At 67.3% G+C, this 18,914-nt stretch carries 12 protein-coding genes; 6 read left to right on the top strand and 6 right to left on the bottom strand.

What is annotated here, in order from left to right; all coding sequences use genetic code 11:
- Nucleotides 1-61: 61 nt before the first annotated feature.
- From OXQ33_RS00470 to OXQ33_RS00480, 3 genes are read left to right on the top strand one after another with little or no spacing between them, the layout of a single operon-like run.
- The gene (locus tag OXQ33_RS00470) at nucleotides 62-556 is read left to right on the top strand and encodes an RNA polymerase sigma factor (protein ID WP_267432524.1); all 495 of its coding nucleotides are present in this window, start codon (nucleotides 62-64) and stop codon (nucleotides 554-556) included.
- A complete protein-coding gene (locus OXQ33_RS00475; RefSeq protein WP_267432526.1) occupies nucleotides 553-1,503 on the top strand; it encodes a FecR domain-containing protein in 951 nt (316 codons plus the stop codon). The genes OXQ33_RS00470 and OXQ33_RS00475 overlap by 4 nt, the downstream gene beginning before the upstream one ends.
- Nucleotides 1,500-3,911 (top strand): TonB-dependent receptor, encoded by a 2,412-nt coding sequence (locus OXQ33_RS00480; protein ID WP_346015329.1) that lies wholly within the window; start codon nucleotides 1,500-1,502, stop codon nucleotides 3,909-3,911. Before OXQ33_RS00475 ends, OXQ33_RS00480 begins: the two co-directional genes overlap by 4 nt.
- Here the strand turns inward: OXQ33_RS00480 and OXQ33_RS00485 are convergent, their stop codons facing one another.
- Nucleotides 3,912-5,174, bottom strand: a complete 1,263-nt coding sequence (locus tag OXQ33_RS00485) for an SGNH/GDSL hydrolase family protein (protein WP_267432528.1) — start codon at nucleotides 5,172-5,174, stop codon at nucleotides 3,912-3,914.
- A 122-nt stretch (nucleotides 5,175-5,296) separates the two neighbouring features.
- On the opposite strand from OXQ33_RS00485, the gene OXQ33_RS00490 reads away from it, so the two are divergent.
- Entirely contained in the window at nucleotides 5,297-7,759 is a 2,463-nt protein-coding gene (locus tag OXQ33_RS00490; protein ID WP_267432530.1) for a glycosyl hydrolase 115 family protein, read from the top strand.
- Here the strand turns inward: OXQ33_RS00490 and OXQ33_RS00495 are convergent.
- Nucleotides 7,756-8,763, bottom strand: a complete 1,008-nt coding sequence (locus OXQ33_RS00495) for a cupin-like domain-containing protein (protein ID WP_267432532.1) — start codon at nucleotides 8,761-8,763, stop codon at nucleotides 7,756-7,758. The two genes, OXQ33_RS00490 and OXQ33_RS00495, sit on opposite strands and share 4 nt — an antisense overlap.
- A complete protein-coding gene (locus OXQ33_RS00500; protein ID WP_267432534.1) occupies nucleotides 8,760-9,449 on the bottom strand; it encodes a SapC family protein in 690 nt (229 codons plus the stop codon). Before OXQ33_RS00500 ends, OXQ33_RS00495 begins: the two co-directional genes overlap by 4 nt.
- Before the next feature lie 254 nt (nucleotides 9,450-9,703).
- On the opposite strand from OXQ33_RS00500, the gene OXQ33_RS00505 reads away from it, so the two are divergent.
- Complete coding sequence (locus OXQ33_RS00505; protein ID WP_267432536.1) at nucleotides 9,704-12,739, top strand: TonB-dependent receptor; 3,036 nt, start codon at nucleotides 9,704-9,706, stop codon at nucleotides 12,737-12,739.
- Nucleotides 12,740-12,808: 69 nt separating this feature from the next.
- Nucleotides 12,809-14,353 carry a tryptophan halogenase family protein gene (locus tag OXQ33_RS00510; protein WP_267432538.1) on the top strand — a complete coding sequence of 515 codons (1,545 nt, stop codon included), beginning with the start codon at nucleotides 12,809-12,811 and terminating at the stop codon, nucleotides 14,351-14,353.
- 122 nt (nucleotides 14,354-14,475) lie between these two features.
- Here the strand turns inward: OXQ33_RS00510 and OXQ33_RS00515 are convergent, their stop codons facing one another.
- The 3 genes from OXQ33_RS00515 to OXQ33_RS00525 are packed head-to-tail and all read right to left on the bottom strand — an operon-like array spanning nucleotide 14,476 to nucleotide 18,835.
- A complete protein-coding gene (locus OXQ33_RS00515) occupies nucleotides 14,476-16,035 on the bottom strand; it encodes a glycoside hydrolase 43 family protein (RefSeq protein ID WP_267432540.1) in 1,560 nt (519 codons plus the stop codon).
- On the bottom strand, nucleotides 16,035-17,702 hold the full coding sequence (locus OXQ33_RS00520; protein ID WP_267432542.1) for a glycoside hydrolase family 43 protein: 1,668 nt from the start codon (nucleotides 17,700-17,702) through the stop codon (nucleotides 16,035-16,037). The genes OXQ33_RS00515 and OXQ33_RS00520 overlap by 1 nt, the downstream gene beginning before the upstream one ends.
- Nucleotides 17,699-18,835, bottom strand: a complete 1,137-nt coding sequence (locus OXQ33_RS00525) for an endo-1,4-beta-xylanase (protein ID WP_267432544.1) — start codon at nucleotides 18,833-18,835, stop codon at nucleotides 17,699-17,701. The genes OXQ33_RS00520 and OXQ33_RS00525 overlap by 4 nt, the downstream gene beginning before the upstream one ends.
- Nucleotides 18,836-18,914: the final 79 nt, after the last annotated feature.

Below are 18,914 nucleotides of genomic sequence, written 5' to 3' on the forward strand. Positions count from 1 at the left end.
TTCATGGGCGGAAGCTTCGTCTAAACGGCGGGACTTCCGCCCATCTTGTCCGGTTCAGACCATGACGCCCACCGGGATCGAGGCCGTCTTCCTCGCCAATCGCGACAAGCTCGTGCGCTTCCTGACGGCGCGCGGCGCGGGCGATGCGGCGGAGGATCTGGTCCAGGACCTGTGGCTGAAGGTGTCGGGACGGATGGACGGGCCGATCGCCAATCCGCTGGCCTATCTCTATCGCGCGGCGGACATGCTGATGATCGACCGCTATCGCTCACGCCGCCAGGCCGAGCAGCGCGACCAGGCCTGGGCGGAAGGACAGGGCGGCCCTGAGCCGCCCGCCGCCGAACGCGCGGTTGCGGCGCGGCAGACCGCCGAGCGGGTGGCCGCCGCGCTGACTGCGCTGGGCGAGCGGCCCGCGCTGATCTTCCGCAGGGTGCGGATCGACGGCGTACCCCAGAAACAGATCGCCGCCGAACTCGGCATCAGTATCAGCACCGTCGAAAGCGATCTCCGCATGGCCGCCCATGCGCTCGCCGCCCTCAAGGAACAGATCGGATGAGCCAGGACCGCCATATCGCTCTCCCCGCCACGGATGCGGTCGCGCTCGACTGGGCGCTGCGGATGGCCGATCCGGCCCGCGCGGACTGGGACGCCTTCACCGACTGGCTGGAGGCCGACCCGGCGCACGCCGAACGCTATGACCGGATGGCCGCGACCCTGCTCGATGCCGAGGACGCGCTGGCCGCGCATCCCGAACTGCTCGACGCGCCCGCACCGCTGCCGGTCGAGGAGACGCCCCGTCGCCGCCCCCTGCGCTGGATAGGCGGGGCGGTCGCCGCCGCGCTGGTCGCGACGGTCGGCGTCACCGTCTGGCCGGAGCGCGCCCAGCCCTATGCGGTCGAGACGGCGGCGGGCGAGACGCGCAGCGTGCCCCTGCCGGACGGCAGCACGATCCTGCTCGCCGGAAACAGCCGGATCGAACTGGATCATGCCGATCCGCGCCGCGCCGTCATGGCGCGCGGTGAGGCGCTGTTCCGGGTGCGGCATGACGCAGACCATCCCTTCGCGGTGCAGGCGGGATCGCTGGCGCTGGTCGATCTAGGCACGGTGTTCGACGTGCGGCTGGGCCAGGCACGGACCCGCGTGGCGGTGGCCGAGGGTGCGGTGATGGTCGATCCCAAGGGTACGGCGCTGCGCCTGGATGCAGGGCAGGCGGTCGTCGCGACGCGCGACCGGCTGGAGCGGGAAAGCGTGACCCCGGCCGATGTGGGCGGCTGGCGCGAGGGGCGGATGGCCTATGACGGCGTGGCCTTGAGCGATGTGGCGGAGGACGTGTCGCGCTTCCTGCCGCAACCCATCGGCGTCGCGCCCGCGATCGCCGCCCGGCCGTTTCGCGGCACCATCGATCTGGAGGCGGTGCGGCGTGATCCCCGTCTTCTGGGCCCGTTGATGGACGTGACCGTGCGGCGCGAGGCCGCTGGCTGGATGCTGGAACCGCGCGGGTGAGGCTGGCGGGGGGCGGGATCGTCGGGATGCTGGTCGTCGCGGGTGCGCCCGCGATGGCGGCGGACCGCGTGCCCGTCGACCTGCCCGCCGGAACCGTCGGTACGCAGGTGATGGCGCTGGGGCGGCTGGCAGGAGCGAACATCGTCGTGCCTGACGCGCGGCTATGGGATCGGCCCGTGCCCCGGCTTCGTGGCCGATGGTCGGTCGAGCAGGCGCTGGCTTTGATCGCGCGGGGCAGTGGGGCGCAGGTCCAGCGGCTGGGACCGGCAAGCTGGCGGCTGGTCCCGCGCAAGGTCGTGCCGGTCGCCAAGGTCGTCCGCCGTCGCTTCACCCCGCCGCCGCCCGAAGTCCCCCCCGGCGATGTCGTCGTCACCGCCAGCAAGCGCGACACGACCCGCGATCATTTCGCCGGGCAGGTGGTGCAGGTGGCGGGTGCCGATCTGGAACTGGGCGGGGCGGGCGGCACGTCGAAGCTGGCCGACCGGATGACCGCCATCGCCTCCACCTATCTGGGCGCGGGGCGCAACAAGCTGTTCATTCGGGGGATCGCCGATTCCAGCTTCACCGGCCCGACCCAGGCGACGGTCGGCCAATATTTCGGCGACCTGCGGCTCAGCTACAACGCGCCGGACCCCGATCTGCGCCTGGCGGACCTGGCGGCGGTCGAGGTGCTGGAGGGGCCGCAGGGGACGCTTTACGGCGCGGGGTCGCTGGGCGGGCTGATCCGGCTGGTTCCCAATGCGCCCGATCCGACCCGCGCCGGGGGATCGGTGATGCTGGGCGGATCGGCCACGACGAACGGCAGCCCCGGCGTGGACGGGCAGGCGGTGCTCAACCTGCCGCTCGTCACCGACCGGCTGGCGGTGCGGCTGGTCGCCGACAGCGCGAGCGAAGGGGGCTATATCGACAAGCCGCTGCTCGGTCGCACCGACGTCAACCGCACCCGCATCACCGGCGGACGCGCCGCGATCCGCGCCGATCTGGGCGGCGGATGGAGCGTCGAGGCGATCGGCATTGGCCAGCGTATTCGGGGTGCCGACAGCCAATATGCCGATCGCGACGGCCCACCCCTGACCCGCTCCGCCCCCGTGACCGAGGGGTTTTCGGCGGATTTCGGGCAGACGCAACTGGTGCTGTCGGGGCGGCTGGGCCGGGTGCGCTTCCGGTCGAGCAGCGGCATCACCGCGCATGACCTGATGGAACGCTATGACGCGACGCCGCCCGGCGGCCCGGTTCAGCTCTTCGCCCAGGCCAACGAGACGCGGATGCAGGCCAATGAGACGCGGGTCTGGCAATCCGCACCCGACGGATCGGGCTGGCTCGCGGGGTTCAGCTATATCCACAACCGTACTCGCCTGACCCGCCTGTTCGGCGAGCCGGATGCGCTGGTGCCGCGTACGGGCGTCGTCAACACGGTCGAGGAGGCGACCCTTTATGGCGAGCGGAGCGTGCGGCTTCTCCCCGGCCTGCTCGCGACCGGGGGGCTGCGGGTGACGCATTCGGTGCTGGACGGCGCGGGCGAGGATCTGCCCGCCGCCTTGTCGTTCCAGGCGATGGTGCGGCTGGCCGAGGTGACGGCGCGGCGGGCGCAGACGATCCTGCTGCCCTCCGCCTCCGCGCTGATCGACCTGACGCCCGGCGCGCAACTGTTCCTTCGCTATCAGCAGGGGTTTCGTCCCGGCGGGCTGACGATCGAGGGGCCGCTGGTCCGGCGCTTCCGCAACGACCGGGTCGCGACGATCGAGGCGGGGTTGCGGACCGGCCAGCCGGGGCGCGATCGCTTCGACGCCTCGCTGACCCTCGCCCATACCGCCTGGCGCGATATCCAGGCCGATTTCATCGACGCGACGGGCCTGCCCAGCACCGCCAATATCGGCGATGGACAGCTCTGGACGGTCGAGGCGCTGGCGGGCTTCAAGCTTGCCCCCGGTCTGCGGATCGAGGGGGCCGTGTCCTATAACGACAGCCGCATCGACGAGCCGTCGAGCGCGCAGGCCTTCGCGCTGATGGACGGGCTGGCCGCCGATCCTGTCACCGCGCGCGCCGCGATCCTGGCGCGGCTGAGCCAGATTCCCAACATCGCCCGGATTACCGCGCGGGCGGGGGCGGTGTATCGCCGGACACTGGCCGGTGGACGCGACCTGCGGGTCGATGGCTGGCTGCGCTATGTCGGCTCGTCGCGGCTGGGCGTCGGGCCGGTGCTGGGCGAGTTGCAGGGCAGTTATCTGGACAGCGGCGTGACCGCGCGACTGGGCCTGGGCGCGTATGGCGTGACGGCGGGGATCACCAACCTGGCCGATGTACGCGGCAACCGCTTCGCGCTGGGCACGCCCTTCACCACCGGGCGGGATCAGGTGACGCCGCTCCGCCCCCGGACGATCCGGATCGGGCTGGACGCGGCGTTCTGATCAGCGGCGCGGCGGCGCTTTCCCGAACAGCGCCAGCGGCACCGCCTGCGCCATGACGCGGTAGCCCGCCGCACTGGGATGGAGGTGATCGCCGCAGTCATAGGCCGGAAGCAGCCGCGCGGGCTGCGCCGGATCGGCCAGCGCCTTGTCGAAATCGACCACGCCGTCGAACAGGCCGGAGGTGCGGATGAAGCGGTTGATCGCCTGTCGATCCGCCTCGGTTTCCGGGCCGGGATGATAATAGTCGTTGCCCTGGAACGGCGTGATCGTCCCGACGATCAGGCGGATGCCATGCGCGTGCGCCCGCTCAGCCAGTTGCTGATAGGCGAAGGTGATCTGGCGCACGATCGCCTGATGCGTGGCCGCGTCCACCGGATGCTCGCGGGTCAGTACGCCCAGATCGTTGACCCCTTCGAGCAGCAGCGCATGGGTGACGCTCGGCCGCGCGATCACATCGCGGTCGAACCGCGCCATCAGGCTGGGGCCAAGGCCGTCGAGCAGGACGCGGTTGCCGCCGATCCCCGCATTGACCACGGAGAAGCCCCGCGTGGCCGGGCTGACCGCCAGCCGCTTGGCCAGTTCGTCGGGCCAGCGCGTGTTGCTGTCGTCGGCGATGCCATAGCCGTCGGTGATCGAATCGCCGATCGTCACGATCGTCCCGGTCTGCGCCGCATTGCGGACCTCGATATCGGACAGGCTCCACCAGCCGCCGATCTTCTGCGCATCGGGGAGCGCCGGGCGGGCGGTGGCGTCGCTCGAAATCAGGAAGGTGGTCGATCGCGCGCCCGAATGGCCGGTCGGCGCGGTGACGGCTTCAGGAAAGTAGAGGCTGACCGCAACATCGCGGCCGCGCGCGACGGGCAGGGGGATGGGGTCGGAATAGATTTCGGCCCCCGGCGGCACGATCACATCGCGCGCGCCGTCGAACAGGACGGATTGCGGCGCGGTGACGTTCGACTGGCCGGGTTGCGCCAGGCCGATGGTGGCGGCGCCGATCTTCAGCGGCGTCGAGCCGGTGATGTTGGACAGACGCAGGCGGATGGTCGCGCCGTCTGCGGTCAGATGGACGATCTGCCGGATGGTGGCGGGCCCGGCCTTGGCGACCTTCTCGGCATTGGGGCCGTCCAGCCGCATCTGCGATGCACCCCATGCCGGTGTCCAGCGAACCTCCCGCGCCGGAGCCGCCGTCGCCAGCGTCAGCCCCAGGGCGATCACTCCGGTCAGCCAACCGGTTGCCCGGTGAAAGGCGCGCGCCTTGGTCATCTCCATCCCCTCCATATCGTCGATCCGCGCTTGCGGCCTCGCTCGATGGTAGCGATAACGAGGCTATAGGCCAATGAGAAGGCCCATGAAGCGCGAACGGCTTCGGGGCTGGGAGAGAGATAATGCGCCACCTGTTCTTGTCCGCCGCGCTGACGGCGCTGATACCGGGTGCGGCCTGGGCCGCGCCGGACTGCGCGGGGCCGGTCGCGGCGTGCGAGCGGGCGACGCCGGGCAGCCTGGCACTGCTGGCACCGGGCCGGACGACGACGATCATGGTCGATGCGGGCGACGAACCCGGCGTCGCGCGGGCCGCCGGGGATCTGGTCGCGGACCTGAAGGCGGTCGGCGGCGGCGATGTTCGGCTGAGCAACACCGCCTCGAACGGGGCCAGCGTGATCGCGGGCACGCTGGGGCATAGCGCGCTGATCGACGGGCTGGTCCGGTCGGGCAAGCTCGACGTGTCGGGCCTGGCGGGGCAGTGGGAGGGCTATGTCGAGCAGGTGGTCGACAACCCCATGCCCGGCGTCACCCGTGCGCTGGTGATCGCGGGGGCGGACCGGCGGGGCACCATCTTCGGCCTCTATGACATCAGCGCCAAGGCTGGGGTCAGTCCCTGGACCTGGTGGGCGGACGTACCCGCGCAGCGTCACCCGACGCTGTACCTGACAGCGGGTCGCGTCGCCGACCATCCGGTGGTCAAATATCGCGGCATCTTCATCAACGATGAGGAGCCGGGCTTCGGCGGCTGGGCGCGCGCCAGGTTCGGTGGGGTCAATCATTTGGCCTATGAGAAGGTCTTCACCCTGCTCCTGCGGTCCAAGGCCAATTTCCTGTGGCCCGCCATGTGGGGCAAGTCGCTATGGGAGGATGATCCCGCCTCTGCCCCCTTGGCGCAGGAGATGGGGGTGCTGCTCGGTACCTCGCATCACGAACCGATGCAGCGGGCGCAGGCGGACTGGAAGCGGGAGGGGCGCGGTCCCTGGGACTATAGCAAGAATGCCGATGTGCTGCGCGCCTTCTGGCGCAAGGGCATCGAGCGGCGGGGCAAGGCCGAGGATCCGGTGACGATCGGCATGCGCGGCGACGGCGACGAGCCGATGACCGAGGGGACCGCCACCGGCCTTCTGGAACGCATCGTCCGCGACCAGCGCCAGATCATCGCCGACGTGACCAAGCGGCCCGCCGGCGAGACGCCGCAGGTCTGGGCGCTCTACAAGGAAGTGCAGGATTATTATGACATGGGGATGCGCGTCCCCGACGACGTGACCCTGCTGTTCGCCGACGACAATTGGGGCAATATCCGCCGCCTGCCGCCGCTGGGCGAGCGGCGCGCGGGCGGGGCGGGCGTCTATTACCACTTCGATTATGTCGGTGGTCCGCGCAACTACAAATGGCTGGACACCAATGCGATTCCCCGCGTCTGGCAGCAGATGCGCATGGCCGACCAGTTCGGCGCGGACCGGCTGTGGATCGTCAATGTCGGCGACCTGAAGCCGATGGAATATCCGACCAGCTTCTTCCTCGACATGGCGTGGAACCCGGCCCGCATGGATCTGGCCGCGATGCAGGCCTATCCGGCCCGCTGGGGGACGCAGCAATTCGGTCCCGCTCATGGGGCCGAAATCGGCAAGCTCCTGACCCGCTATGGCCAGCTCGCCAGCCGTCGCAAGCCCGAGCTGATCGACGCCACCACCTATGGCCTGAAGAATGGGGAATGGGCGCGGGTGCTCGACGAGTGGAATGCCCTCGACAAGGCGGCGCGCGGGGTAGAGGCGCGGCTGCCCGCCCCTCTGCGCGACGCCTATTACGAACTGGTGCTGCACCGGGTCGAGGCGATGACCAACCTGCACCGTCTGTACGAAGCGGTGGCCGCCAATCGTGCGGCGGCGCAAGGAGGGGACGGCGCGGCGGCGGAGCGCTTCGCGACGGCGGCGCGGGGCTATTATGCCCGCGATGCGGCCATCCGCCGCCGTTACGAGGTGGAGACGGCGGGCGGCAAATGGACCAGCATGATGGCGCAGACCCATATCGGCTATACCGGCTGGCAACAGCCCGATACCGACGTCATGCCCGCGCTGGCGAGCGTCGCCAAACCCCTGCCGCTACCGTCCTCCACCCCGGCGCCGCGCCTGACACTGGCGGCGGATGCCGGTCGCGCGGTCGATGGGCGCGGCATAAGCTGGCAGCGTGTGGCGGGCTTCACCGCCGAAGGCGCGGCGATGGTCGCCAACCCCGCTTCCGCGCCGGTGATCGAGCGGCCCGGCGGCGACAGCCCGCATATCGTCTATGAGCTGAACTGGGATCGCACCGGCCCCGCCAGCCTGGGCGTGGTCGCCGCCCCCGGCCTGGACGTGCGCGGAGGGGGCAGGCACCGGATCGCGGTATCGGTCGATGGGGGCGCACCGGTCCTGCTCGACCTGATGGTGGGCGAAACGGAGGAACGCTGGGGTCGCGCGGTGATCGAGAACCGGCGCATCGCGACCACTCGCCTGGCCACTCTGACCAAGGGCAAGCACCGCGTCACCCTGTGGCTGGTCGATCCCGAAGTCGTGGTGGAGGGGATCACGCTCGATCCCGCCGCCTAACCGCCGCGAAGCATCCGCATGGCCTGGGCGCGGAGGATACCGATATTCTCCGCGCTCATGCCCAGCACGCCGTGCCGCTCCTCGGGCAGATGGGCCAGCGGGTGGCCGTCGGGGCGAAAGACATAATGGTCGAACCAGGCCCGCCACGCCGCACGCTCCGCCTCCGGGCGCGCGGCGATGGCGCTCATCGCGAGCAACAGGGGAGCGAAGGGCTGGTCCGGGCCGACGGGAAAAGCGTCCCACCAGTAATTGACCAGGATGTTGAGCGATCCGCTGGCCTCCACCCGGTGCCACCACAGCTTGGGCATATAGAGCGCGTCGCCCGCCGAGAGCTCGACTGTGATCGCACGGTCTCTCGCCTGCTCGAACCGGGGATAGCGCGGATCGTCGGGCGCGGCTTCGGCGGCGAGCGCGACCGGTTGTCCAGCCATGGTGTGGTCGATCGGCCCGACATAGAGATCGCCGATCGCATCGGGCGGATAGAGGGTGAAGCGCCGCTTCCCCGCCACGACGCAGGCGATATTGTCCATCATGTCGTAATGACAGGCGATGGTCGAGGCATGGCCCATCCAGATGCGCGGCGGCACGTTCGCCGGTGCGAAGGGCAGGATATTCTCTTCCGCCAGTCCGGGCAGGACGAGCGGGATGGGAAGCGACCCGACATAGAGGGTTTCGCCCTCATTGCGGGCCGTGACGATGCGTTCGACGGCCTCGCTCAGCGGCATCGACTCGCGCCGGAAATTGAAGCCCGACAGGTCGTCGGTATAGTGATAGCGCCCCGCGATCGCGGCATCGCCGACAAAGGCCTCGATCCGCCGCCCCGCGTCGAAGCGCGCGAGATACTCGCCCAGCGCCGCCCCGCCGGTCGCGGCGATCCGCGCCAGCGGCCAGTCGCGCACCGCGCCGCGAAGCACGACCGGGCGACAGGGTTCGGCCACGAGCCGCCGAAACGCCTCCGGCTCGTTCAGCGTGGCGGGGTCGATCTCGACCGCCGCGCCGCTCACCGGACCAGTCCGCTCAGCCGGTCGTTGCGACGCCGCGCGAGGAAGGGGATGTGCCGGACCGAGCCGGTGATGGCATAGATGAGTTGCAGATCGCCCGACCGGAACAGCGCCTGCGCCGCCTCGTCAGGCAGACCGTGAAGCGCGTCGAGGCTGATCGTGTAGAGTGCGTCCAGTCTCAGGCTCTCGCCATTGTCGAACTGGAAATTCAAGTCGATCGGCTCGACCAACTTGTGCTCCAGCAAGCGCGCGATGAACTGCTCCGTCTCGGGCAGGCCGACATGCAGGCGTCGCAGCGCGCCCTGCACCCGGCGGAGCGCCGGGGCCGCGCCGCCGTCCGATTCGAAGATCGGGTCTCCTTCCATCTGCGCCAGCGCGGGATGGGTGGGGTCGATCGCGATATTCTCGCCCGAGACGTAGAAACCCTGCCGCTCCAGATCGGCGGGGCGATAGCCTGCCAGGATGGCGTTGGTCGTCAGACAGAGATTTTCGTCCGGCACCAGCCCCATCAGCGCACCCGGATAGAGGTCGCCCGTTTCCGGGTGACGCGCGAACAGGATCGGGTAATGCAGCGCGGCCGGGAGGAACTCTTCCGCCACCAATTGCACGAAGTGGCGCGTCGCATCCGGCTTGGTCGAGACGCGAAGACCGGCATGACGCGCGCTGTCCAGCAATTCCATTTCGGCCATGGCGATTCGATCCTTTCGCATCCTCTCCGGCCCGATTCTGACGATGGAGCCGGACGACGAGGCCCCGGATTTGTCGGCATCCGTCACCCCCCGTCAAGGTGTCGGACTAGCGGGGGGAGTAGCGGGTTGCGAACGCTCTGACAAATGCCTTGTTTCGAAGTCATTATAACGCTAACATCGCGTCATCGAATGGGCGGTACGGTGGCGATAACCATCGATCGCGCATTGACTATAGAACCGAAGGAGAGGGGAAGATGGTGTCTCGCACTAGCTTTGTGGGCGCATTCGTTTCGCGCCGCGGCCTGATGACCGGCGTGTCGCCGCTCATGGCCCTGGCGATGATCGCGCCGGGCGCGGCCTTTGCTCAGACTGCGGCTCCCGGAGCCGTTCGACCGGACACCCCGGTTCAAGCCAACACCACCAGCGCGCAGGAAGCCGGAACCCCGCAGGATCAGGCGACCGCCCCCAGCGCGCAGAACAATGCGCCGTCTCCCTCGGGCGAGGTATCCGAGGGCGAGATCATCGTCACCGGTCTGCGCAGCTCGCTCCAGCGCAACCTCGACATCAAGCGGACCGCGACCGGCGTGGTCGACGCCATTTCCGCCGAAGACATTGGTAAGTTTCCCGATTCGAACGTCGCGGCTTCGCTCCAGCGTCTGCCCGGCGTGTCGATCCAGCGCTCCGGCGCGCGCGGCGAGCCGACCGGCATCACCGTTCGCGGTTTCGGCGGCGACTTCAACACCACCTTGTATGACGGTCGGCGCATCTCGACCGCGACGGGTGGTCGCCAGATCGATTTCAGCACCGTTGGATCGGACTTTATCGGCCAGTTGAGCGTGTTGAAGACGCCCGACGTGACGCTGGCCTCCAGTTCGATCGGCGCGACGGTCGACATCCAGTTCCCCAAGCCGTTCGACCATCCGGGCTTCCGCGTCGCGACCAGCGCCTCGGGCTCTTTGCAGGATCGGGCGGGCAAGGTCGTCCCGACGCTGGGCGCGCTGGTCAGCGATACCTTCGCCAATGATACGCTGGGTATCCTGTCCAGCTTCATCTATACCCGCCGTGATACCGATACCAACCGTGTCTATGTGTCGGGTTGGCCGGGCGGCAACTTCGCGCCGTGCCAGTTGGTAGGCAGCACCGCCGCGACCTGCAACCCGACCACCAGCGCCACCGCCGCCGCCAGCGACCGCCGCACCCTGACCGGTTGGTTTCCGCAGCAATATGGCGCCGAGCAGCAGCGGACCCAGGACGAGCGCGTCGACGGTCGCGTCGCCCTGCAATGGCATCCGAACAACGACCTGATGGTCACGCTCGACAACAACTTCTCGCGTCAGACGATCTCCACGGACATTTACGGCTTCGGCGTGTGGTTCAGTCAGGAGTCGCTGCGCAACGTCCAGCAGGACGCCAACGGCACGGCGGTCAGCTTTACCCAGGCCGGTTCGCCGACCGACTTCACCTCGGCGATGAACAAGCAGATCCTTCAGACCAACCAGACCGGTCTGAACGTCAAGTGGGACGTCACCGAGAAGCTGACCGTCGAGGCGGACGGCGCCTATGCCAAGAGCTGGCTGAACCCCGGCAACACCATCGGCAGCAGCAACGGCGATATCGGCTATGGCGGCGCGCTGGGCACCAATCTCGGCTTCAACGTCACGGCAGACAGCAACAAGGCGTTCCCGACGATCAGCAATTTCGGTCCGGCCGGCAATGGTGGTCGCTGGGCCGATCCGACCGCGATCGGATCGCACGTCACTGTGCTCCAGACCCAGAAGAACACCGACGAACTGAAGCAATTCCGTGGCGTCGTGACTTGGAAAGAGGACAATATCACCCTGAAGGCGGGTGGCCAGTATACCGACGACACCTTCAACCTGCTGAACCGCAGCACCTTCACTAACAATTTCTGGCAGGCCTATGCCGGTTATGGTGCGCCGTCGGGTCAGGGATCGGGCATCTCGCCGCTGCCGTCGAACCTGTATCAGGGGTCGATCAGCCTCAACAACTTCATTCCGGGCTTTGGTGGCACGCTGCCGCCGTCGGTCCTGATCTACAGTCCGCAGGCCTATCAGGCTTACTTGTCGGGTCTGGGCAATCCCTACGCGCAGAACGTTCCAGGCTTCAATTATCCGACGGCAACTGACACGACCAATGGTCTGCGCGGTTTCCGGGGTCAGTTTACAGAGGCCGTAGATCCCGGCAGCATCCTGTCGGTCAATGAGAAAACCCTGTCGCTGTTCTTCAGTGGAAGAATGGAGGGCCGGATCGGCAATATGCCGCTGCATGCCGCCTTTGGTGTGCGTACCGAAAATACCCGCCTTCTGTCGATCGGCCAGGGCCGTGCGCCGATCAGCATTACGGGTAGCACCGCCGACAAGACGTTGTTGTCGATCGCCTTCACCGACGTTCAGCCGATTTCGAACCGCAGCAGCTATACCTATGTGCTGCCCTCGGTCGATCTGCGACTGGAGGTGACCGACAATCTGCAATTGCGCTTCGACGCGTCGCGCTCGCTGACCCGTCCGGGCCTAAGCCTGCTGAACCCCGTCGTCGGCATCGGCAACGGCCAGCGCGTCGGCGCCCTGTCCGGCAGCGGCGGCAACCCGAACCTGAAGCCCTATCTCGCCTCGAACTTCGATGTCGCGGCGGAATGGTATTACCAGCGCAACTCGTACATCGCGGTCGACTTCTTCCTGAAGAACGTCAGCAACTTCATCGTCGGCGGCGTGACGAACCAGACCGTCGGCGGGGTGATCGATCCGACCACGGGCAACCCGGCGGTCTTCGCCATCACGGCGCAGGTCAACGGGCCCGATGCGACGGTACGCGGCGTGGAAATCGCCTGGCAGCAGGTGTTCGGCGACAGCGGCTTCGGCTTCCAGGCCAACGGCACCTTCGTCAACACCAACAAGCCGTACGATCCCAAGCTCGTCGGGCAGAGCGGCTTCGCGGTCACGGGTCTGGCGAATTCGGCGAACTTCGTCGGCTTCTATGACAAGAACGGCTTCCAGTTCCGCACCGCGCTCAACTGGCGCGACGAGTATCTGTCGGGCTTTGGCCAGAACCAGAATACCGGCTCCTACGGCGCCGAGCCGACCTTCGTGAACCAGAGCTTCCAGGTCGATCTGACCAGCAGCTATGACGTCACCAAGAACTTCTCGATCTTCGGCGAGGCGCTGAACATCAACAAGAACAAGCAGAGCACCCATGGCCGGTTCAAGAACCAGCTGCTCGACGTGTTCGATTACGGTCGGCGCTTCACCCTCGGCGCCCGCTATCGCTTCTGACGATAGCATCTGGTGGGGATGTCGGGCTGCGGCTTGACATCCCCACCGCTTCTTGGACCTTTCGGCCCCATGGTTCAGCCCGTTCAGCATATCGTAATCGTCGGCGGCGGGACCGCTGGCTGGTTGACCGCAGGCGTCATCGCCGCGCGCCACCAGGGGCGGCGACCGCATGGCTTCACCGTCACTCTCGTCGAGTCCCCCAATGTCCCGATCATTGGCGTGGGGGAGGGGACGTGGCCGACGCTGCGCACGACGCTGCGAAAGATGGGCGTGTCGGAAACCGCCTTTTTCCGAGAATGCGACGCCTCGTTCAAACAGGGCGCGCGGTTCAATCGCTGGACCACCGGTGCCGCGGATGACGGCTATTACCACCCGCTGATGCTGCCGCAGAGCTTCGGGCAGGTGAACCTCGCGCCGCACTGGCTGGCGGGTGAGGGGGATGCGAGCTTCTGTGACGCGGTGACGCCGCAGGGGCGGATCTGCGACGCGGGGCTGGCCCCCAAGACGATCGCGACGCCCGAATATGAGGCGCTGGCGAACTATGCCTATCATCTGGACGCGGGCAAATTCGCCGATTTCCTGCGCCGCCATTGTACCGAGCAACTGGGCGTGCGGCATGTGCTCGCCGATGTCGAAGAGGTGTTGCTGACCGAGAGCGGCGACATTCGCGCGGTTCGGACCGAGCAGGCGGGCGAGGTGACGGGCGACCTGTTCGTCGACTGCACCGGCTTCCGCTCGCTGTTGCTGGGCGAGGCGATGGGGGTGCCGTTCAAGCCGCTGAACGATGTGCTGTTCTGCGACACCGCGCTGGCCATCCAGGTGCCCTATGACGATCCCGAAGCGCCGATCGCCTCGCATACCATCTCGACCGCGCAATCTTCGGGCTGGATCTGGGATATCGGCCTGCCGACCCGACGCGGTGTCGGCCATGTCTTTTCCAGCAGCCATGTCGGGCGCGACGAGGCGGAGCGGGAATTGCGCGCCTATCTGGGCGAGGCGGGCCGCGATCTGCCCGTTCGTGAATTGAAGATCCGCGCCGGGCACCGGACGCGCTTCTGGGAACGCAATTGCGTCGCGGTGGGGCTGGCCGCAGGGTTTCTGGAGCCGCTGGAGGCGTCCGCCATCGTGCTGATCGAACTGTCGGCCAAGCTGATCGCCGAACAGATGCCGGCCTGTCGCGAGGTGATGGACACGGTCGCGCGGCGGTTCAACGATACCACCCTCTATCGCTGGGGCCGGATCGTCGATTTCCTGAAGCTCCACTATTCGCTGACCCGGCGGACCGATAGCGACTTCTGGCGCGACAATTGCCGCCCCGAGACCATGCCGGAGCGGTTGCAGGAACTGATGGCGCTATGGCGTTATCAGGCGCCGTGGATGCATGACGAATTCGACCGGGTGGAGGAGGTCTTCCCCTCGGCCAGCTATCAATATGTCCTCTATGGCATGGGCCAGCGGACCGAGATCACGCCCGGCAGCCTGGCCGCCGAGACGGTCGTGGCGGAGCGGGCCCGGCGCGAGAATGACGTGCAGACCGGGCGGCTGCTCGCTGGCTTGCCGCGCCACCGCGACCTGATCCGCAAGATCGTCGAGCGGGGATTGCCGACAATTTAGTCCGTTGGGGTGTAGCGTGGCCTTCGACTTCGCTCAGGCTGAACGGCTGTTGGGATGTGTGGTCTTCGACGCCGCTCCGTTCAGCCTGAGCGAGGTCGAAGGCCAAGGGACAACCTCTCCAGTCAGCGCCCCGTCAGCGTGAAGCTGTCCACATCCATCCAACCGCCCTTCGCGCCCGGATTATAGCAGAACAGCGCGAACTGCTGCCCCTGGAACGTGCCCGTCCGCCAGTCGAAGGCGAGCGGGAAATCCCCGCCCAGCGTCCGCCAGTCCCGCCCGTCCACGCTATAGGCCACGCTCGCCTTGTCGGTCTTGAAGTCCATGTCCGTGCGCAGGAACAGGCGGTTGCCCTCGACCGGCTGCGCATCGACGCGAAGCTCGGTCTTCTGCGTCGTCCCCTTGTCGGCGGCGACATCCTCGATCACCCGCATGGTCAGGGTCAGCCGTCCGTCGCCCCCGCGCCCGACCGCGATATGGCCGCTATATTTGCCAAAGGTGCCGAAGCCGCACTGGTCGCCCGCCACGATATGAGAGGTATCGATCGCCACCACGCCGCGACCGAACGGCCCCTGTCCTTTTTGCAGCAACGTATTGCGCGCGCTCCACAACGCGGGTGCCTGCGTGGCGTGCAGCCGCAAAAAGCCTGGCCGCTCGGTCAGCGACCAGCGATCCGGCAGCGGGTTGTGGTTCCACTGCCATTGCAGGCCGAGCTTCGGCTTCGCGAAATCGTCCGAGGCGGGGAGCGAGGCGATCGGCTGCCCCTTGATCGGCTTGGTCGCGGTGGCGGGCACCCGGCCGGGCGCGTCGGGCGTGCCCCAGACCGGCCAGCCGTCCCTCCAGAAGACCGGGCTGATATTGGTCATCCGCCCGATCGCGCCCGCATCGGTCATCACGAAGCCATAGTCGGTGCCGTCGGGCAGGTCGACGATCGCGCCCTGATGCCCGCCGGTCGTGTCGTCGATCTGGTCGCGCGTTTCCCATGGTCCGAACAGGCTCCTGGCGCGCGACACCGTCATGCCGAGCCGCCGGGGGATGGCGTTGAACATGTAGTAATAGTCGCCGCGCCGGACGATCTTGGAGCCCTCCGCCCCCTTGTTGAAATAGACGACGCGCTTGCCGGTGACGGTGCGCAGATCGCGGCTGAGGCTGAGCAGCGTCGTCGTGCCGTCCGATCCGACCGACGTCATGACATAGGCGCTGCCGTCCTTGTCAATGAACAGGCCGGGGTCGAACGCCGCCTCGCTCAGCCGGTTCATCTCCCAGGGGCCGCGAATGTCGCGCGAGCGATAGATGCGCGTCTTCTCGCCCACCGGCGTCACCGCGATGTAGAAGACGCCGTCATGATAGCGCAGGCTGGGGGCGAAGATGCCTTTGCGGTACGCGCCGCCGTCCTTCAGGTCATATTGCGGCAAGCCCTCCAGCCGGTCGATGACATGGCCGACGAAGCGCCAGTTCACCAGATCGCGCGAGGTCATGATGGTCAGGCCGGGGACGTTGGCGAAGGTCGTGGTGATGAAGTAGAAATCCTGACCCACCCGGATGATGTCGGGATCGGGATAATCGGCATAGAGCGGCGGATTGGCATAGGTGCCGTCGCCGCGATCCGACTGCCACACTTGCGCGGCCGCCATCGCCGACACGCCACCGAGCGACAGCATCGCAAGAAGAAGAATCCGCCGCATCACCGCGCCTCATAGACATAGGGGCCGATCACCGTGCCGACGAAGCCGCCCGCGCGCGCCGTGCTGAGGAAGCGCACGTCGAGATCGGGTTTCAGCGTCGCGGTCTTGCCGCCGACCGCATAGTCGAACGCCATCTCTCCGCCCTTGGCATGGATGGTGAGCGTCACCGGCCCCTTGCCCGTGAAGGGCGCGGAGGCGACGAGCGTTTCGGGCGCGGTTTCGTCGCGGGTGTTCTTCCCCTCCCGCTTGTAGAGGGCGATGCGCGGCTGTCCGTCGATACGGGTCAGGCCGAAGAACAGATAGGCATAATCGTTCTGCATCGCGACCAGCCCGGCGCGGGCGCCGTCCTTGGCGGGCGCATAGCGGAGCGTGGTAGAAACATCGGCGATCGCATGTTGCTGGCGTCGTCCGACAAAGCCCGGCACGCCCTGTCGGTCGCCCAACGCATCGCCGCCGCTCATCTGCAACATGCCGTTCGCGAGCCTGTAGAAGGACGTTCTGGGCGTGCGGACGCCGATCCATTGCATCGCCAGCTTCGCGCCGTCGAACTCGTCGGTATAGCCGAAATCGCCGCTGGTCGGCAGCTTGGGCGGCGGCGAGGCGGGGAGCCCGGGCTTGGCGAGCGTCCAAGGCACCGTCTTGCCCTTGTCGAGGATGATCGGCCAGCCGTCCTTCCAGGTCACCGGCAACAGGAAGGTCTCGCGACCGATATTATAGTAATCGTCCTGATAGGGCCGCGTCGCCAGGAAGGTCGCCCACCAGTCGCCGTCCTGCGTCTGCACCAGCTCGGCATGGCCCGCTGCGCTGATCGGGTGGGGGCGCTTCGGGTCGAGATCGCGCTGGGTCAGGATCGGGTTGCCCGCGAACGGGATATAGGGGCCGCGCAACGCCTTGGACCGCAGCACCACCTGCGAGTGGTTGACGCTGGTCCCGCCCTCGGCGGCGGTCAGATAATACCAGCCGTCCTTCTTGAAGATATGCGGCCCCTCGATCCAGACCGGCTTCTTGGACAGGTCGACGCCGCCATTGATCAACTGCGTGCTCTCGCCGACCATCTTGCCGGCGCGCCAGTCATATTCCTGGACCCAGATGGCACGGTGGCCGTCATAGCGCGGCGGCTCATCGGGCGCGCGGTTGTTGACGATATAGGCGCGGTCGCCCTCCCAATAAATGGACGGGTCGATCCCCTCGAAGGGCAGCCAGATCGGGTCGGACCATGGCCCCGCCGGGTTCTTCGCGGTGATGACGAAATTGCCCCGACACTGGACGCAGGTGTTGACGATGTAGAAGGTGCCGTCGTGATAGGTGATATCGGGCGCGAACACCGCCTCCGACACCGCGCGGCCGGTAAAGTCGAGTTGGCCGGGGCGGTCGATCGCATTGCCGATCTGGGTCCAGTGGACGAGGTCGGTCGAATGGAAGATCGGCAGGCCGGGAAAGTGCGCGAAGGACGAGTTGACCAGATAATAGTCCTTGCCCACCCGCGTCACCGATGGATCGGGATAATAGCCCGAGAGGATGGGGTTCAGATACTCCCCGGCTTTCGGCGCGACCTGTTCGATGGAGCGGCCCTTATAGGTGAAGCGCTCGAACGTCGCGGTCTGGGCCGAGGCGGCGCCGGACGCGAACAGCGACAGGGCGAGGGCGGTGAGGGGGCGGCGGATCATGCGATACCCTTTCGGACGGGGGCGGCACGCAGGGCATCGGCGATGGCGGCGCGCAGCGGCTTGGGTTTCAGGGCGTCGTCATAGGGCAGGGGCCGCTGCGGCAGGCCGTCGGCGCGCGGCGCGAAGCCGTTCAGCCAGCTATGCTTGTCCCACAGCCCCCAGCACAGCAATTGGTCGAGCTGCGGATAGGCCAGCATCATGTCCAGATAGCTTCTGGCGACCGCCGCCACCTGCATATCGCGCCGGGCGATGTCCTTGGGCATTTCCCGGTCGTTGATGTCGAACTCGGTGATGAGCAGGCGATAGCCCAAGCCGGTGACCTCATCGAGGAAGCGTTTCCACTCGGCACGCTGTGCCCTGGAATGGCTGCCGTCATTGCCGAGATGGCTCTGGATGCCGAGCGCGTCGACGGGGACATTCTCTTTGCGGAACCGCTCCAGCAGGCGGAGCACGCCCGTCCGGTGGGTTTCGTTGCCGACCTCCCAGGACATATAGTCGTTATAGACACGCTGGGCGTGCGGCGCATGGTCGCGCGCCGTCTCATAGGCGATCTTGAACAGGTCGAAGCCGAGCGCCTGGTCGAACACCGTGCCCCGGACTTGGCCGGTCTTGGGATCGATCGTCTCGTTGACCACGTCCCAGCTATAGATCTGGTCGCCGAAATGCCCGGCGACCTGCGCGATATAGGCGCGCAGCCACTTCTCCGCGCCCGTCGAGCGGACCCGCTCGGCCAGCGCGGGGGAGATATATTTGTCGTAGTTCCACAACAGCGTATGGCCGCGCAGCTTCAGCCGGTGGTCGTGCGCGAAGCCCGCGATACGGTCGGCGGGCGAGAAGTTCAGATGCTCGGGGTCGTTGCCGAGGACATAGACCTTCATCTCGTTCTCAGGAACCAGCACGCCGCATTCGCGCGTGACGATCGCGGCATAGGCGGGGTCGTTGATCGGCGAGCCGCGGCCCGCGTTGATCGCGGTGCCGAACAATATGCCCTTCTGCGCGGCCAGATCGCGCAGCGGCGTCTCGTCGGCTGCCGCCCATGCCATCGACGGGAGCGCTCCCATCGTAAGGCCGCCCGCCATGCCGACCAGATGCTGACGACGGGTCAGCATCGGCCCCTTCTCATTGGGTTTCATCACCCTCTCCCTATGTCTTTGCGCCGACAGTCGCATGGTGGCCTCGAAACGGCAAGGCCATGCGATGGCGCTTTAAATC

This window comes from Sphingomonas sp. GM_Shp_1 (assembly GCF_026540895.1).
Lineage (GTDB): Bacteria > Pseudomonadota > Alphaproteobacteria > Sphingomonadales > Sphingomonadaceae > Sphingomonas.

What these genes read in the sequence shown, in the direction of transcription:
- OXQ33_RS00470 (WP_267432524.1), top strand. Translation starts at nt 62, where the DNA reads ATGACGCCCACCGGGATCGAGGCCGTCTTCCTCGCCAATCGCGACAAG.
- OXQ33_RS00475 (WP_267432526.1), top strand. Translation starts at nt 553, where the DNA reads ATGAGCCAGGACCGCCATATCGCTCTCCCCGCCACGGATGCGGTCGCG.
- OXQ33_RS00485 (WP_267432528.1), bottom strand. Translation starts at nt 5,174, where the DNA reads ATGACCAAGGCGCGCGCCTTTCACCGGGCAACCGGTTGGCTGACCGGA.
- OXQ33_RS00490 (WP_267432530.1), top strand. Translation starts at nt 5,297, where the DNA reads ATGCGCCACCTGTTCTTGTCCGCCGCGCTGACGGCGCTGATACCGGGT.
- OXQ33_RS00500 (WP_267432534.1), bottom strand. Translation starts at nt 9,449, where the DNA reads ATGGCCGAAATGGAATTGCTGGACAGCGCGCGTCATGCCGGTCTTCGC.
- OXQ33_RS00505 (WP_267432536.1), top strand. Translation starts at nt 9,704, where the DNA reads ATGGTGTCTCGCACTAGCTTTGTGGGCGCATTCGTTTCGCGCCGCGGC.
- OXQ33_RS00510 (WP_267432538.1), top strand. Translation starts at nt 12,809, where the DNA reads ATGGTTCAGCCCGTTCAGCATATCGTAATCGTCGGCGGCGGGACCGCT.
- OXQ33_RS00515 (WP_267432540.1), bottom strand. Translation starts at nt 16,035, where the DNA reads ATGCGGCGGATTCTTCTTCTTGCGATGCTGTCGCTCGGTGGCGTGTCG.
- OXQ33_RS00520 (WP_267432542.1), bottom strand. Translation starts at nt 17,702, where the DNA reads ATGATCCGCCGCCCCCTCACCGCCCTCGCCCTGTCGCTGTTCGCGTCC.
- OXQ33_RS00525 (WP_267432544.1), bottom strand. Translation starts at nt 18,835, where the DNA reads ATGAAACCCAATGAGAAGGGGCCGATGCTGACCCGTCGTCAGCATCTG.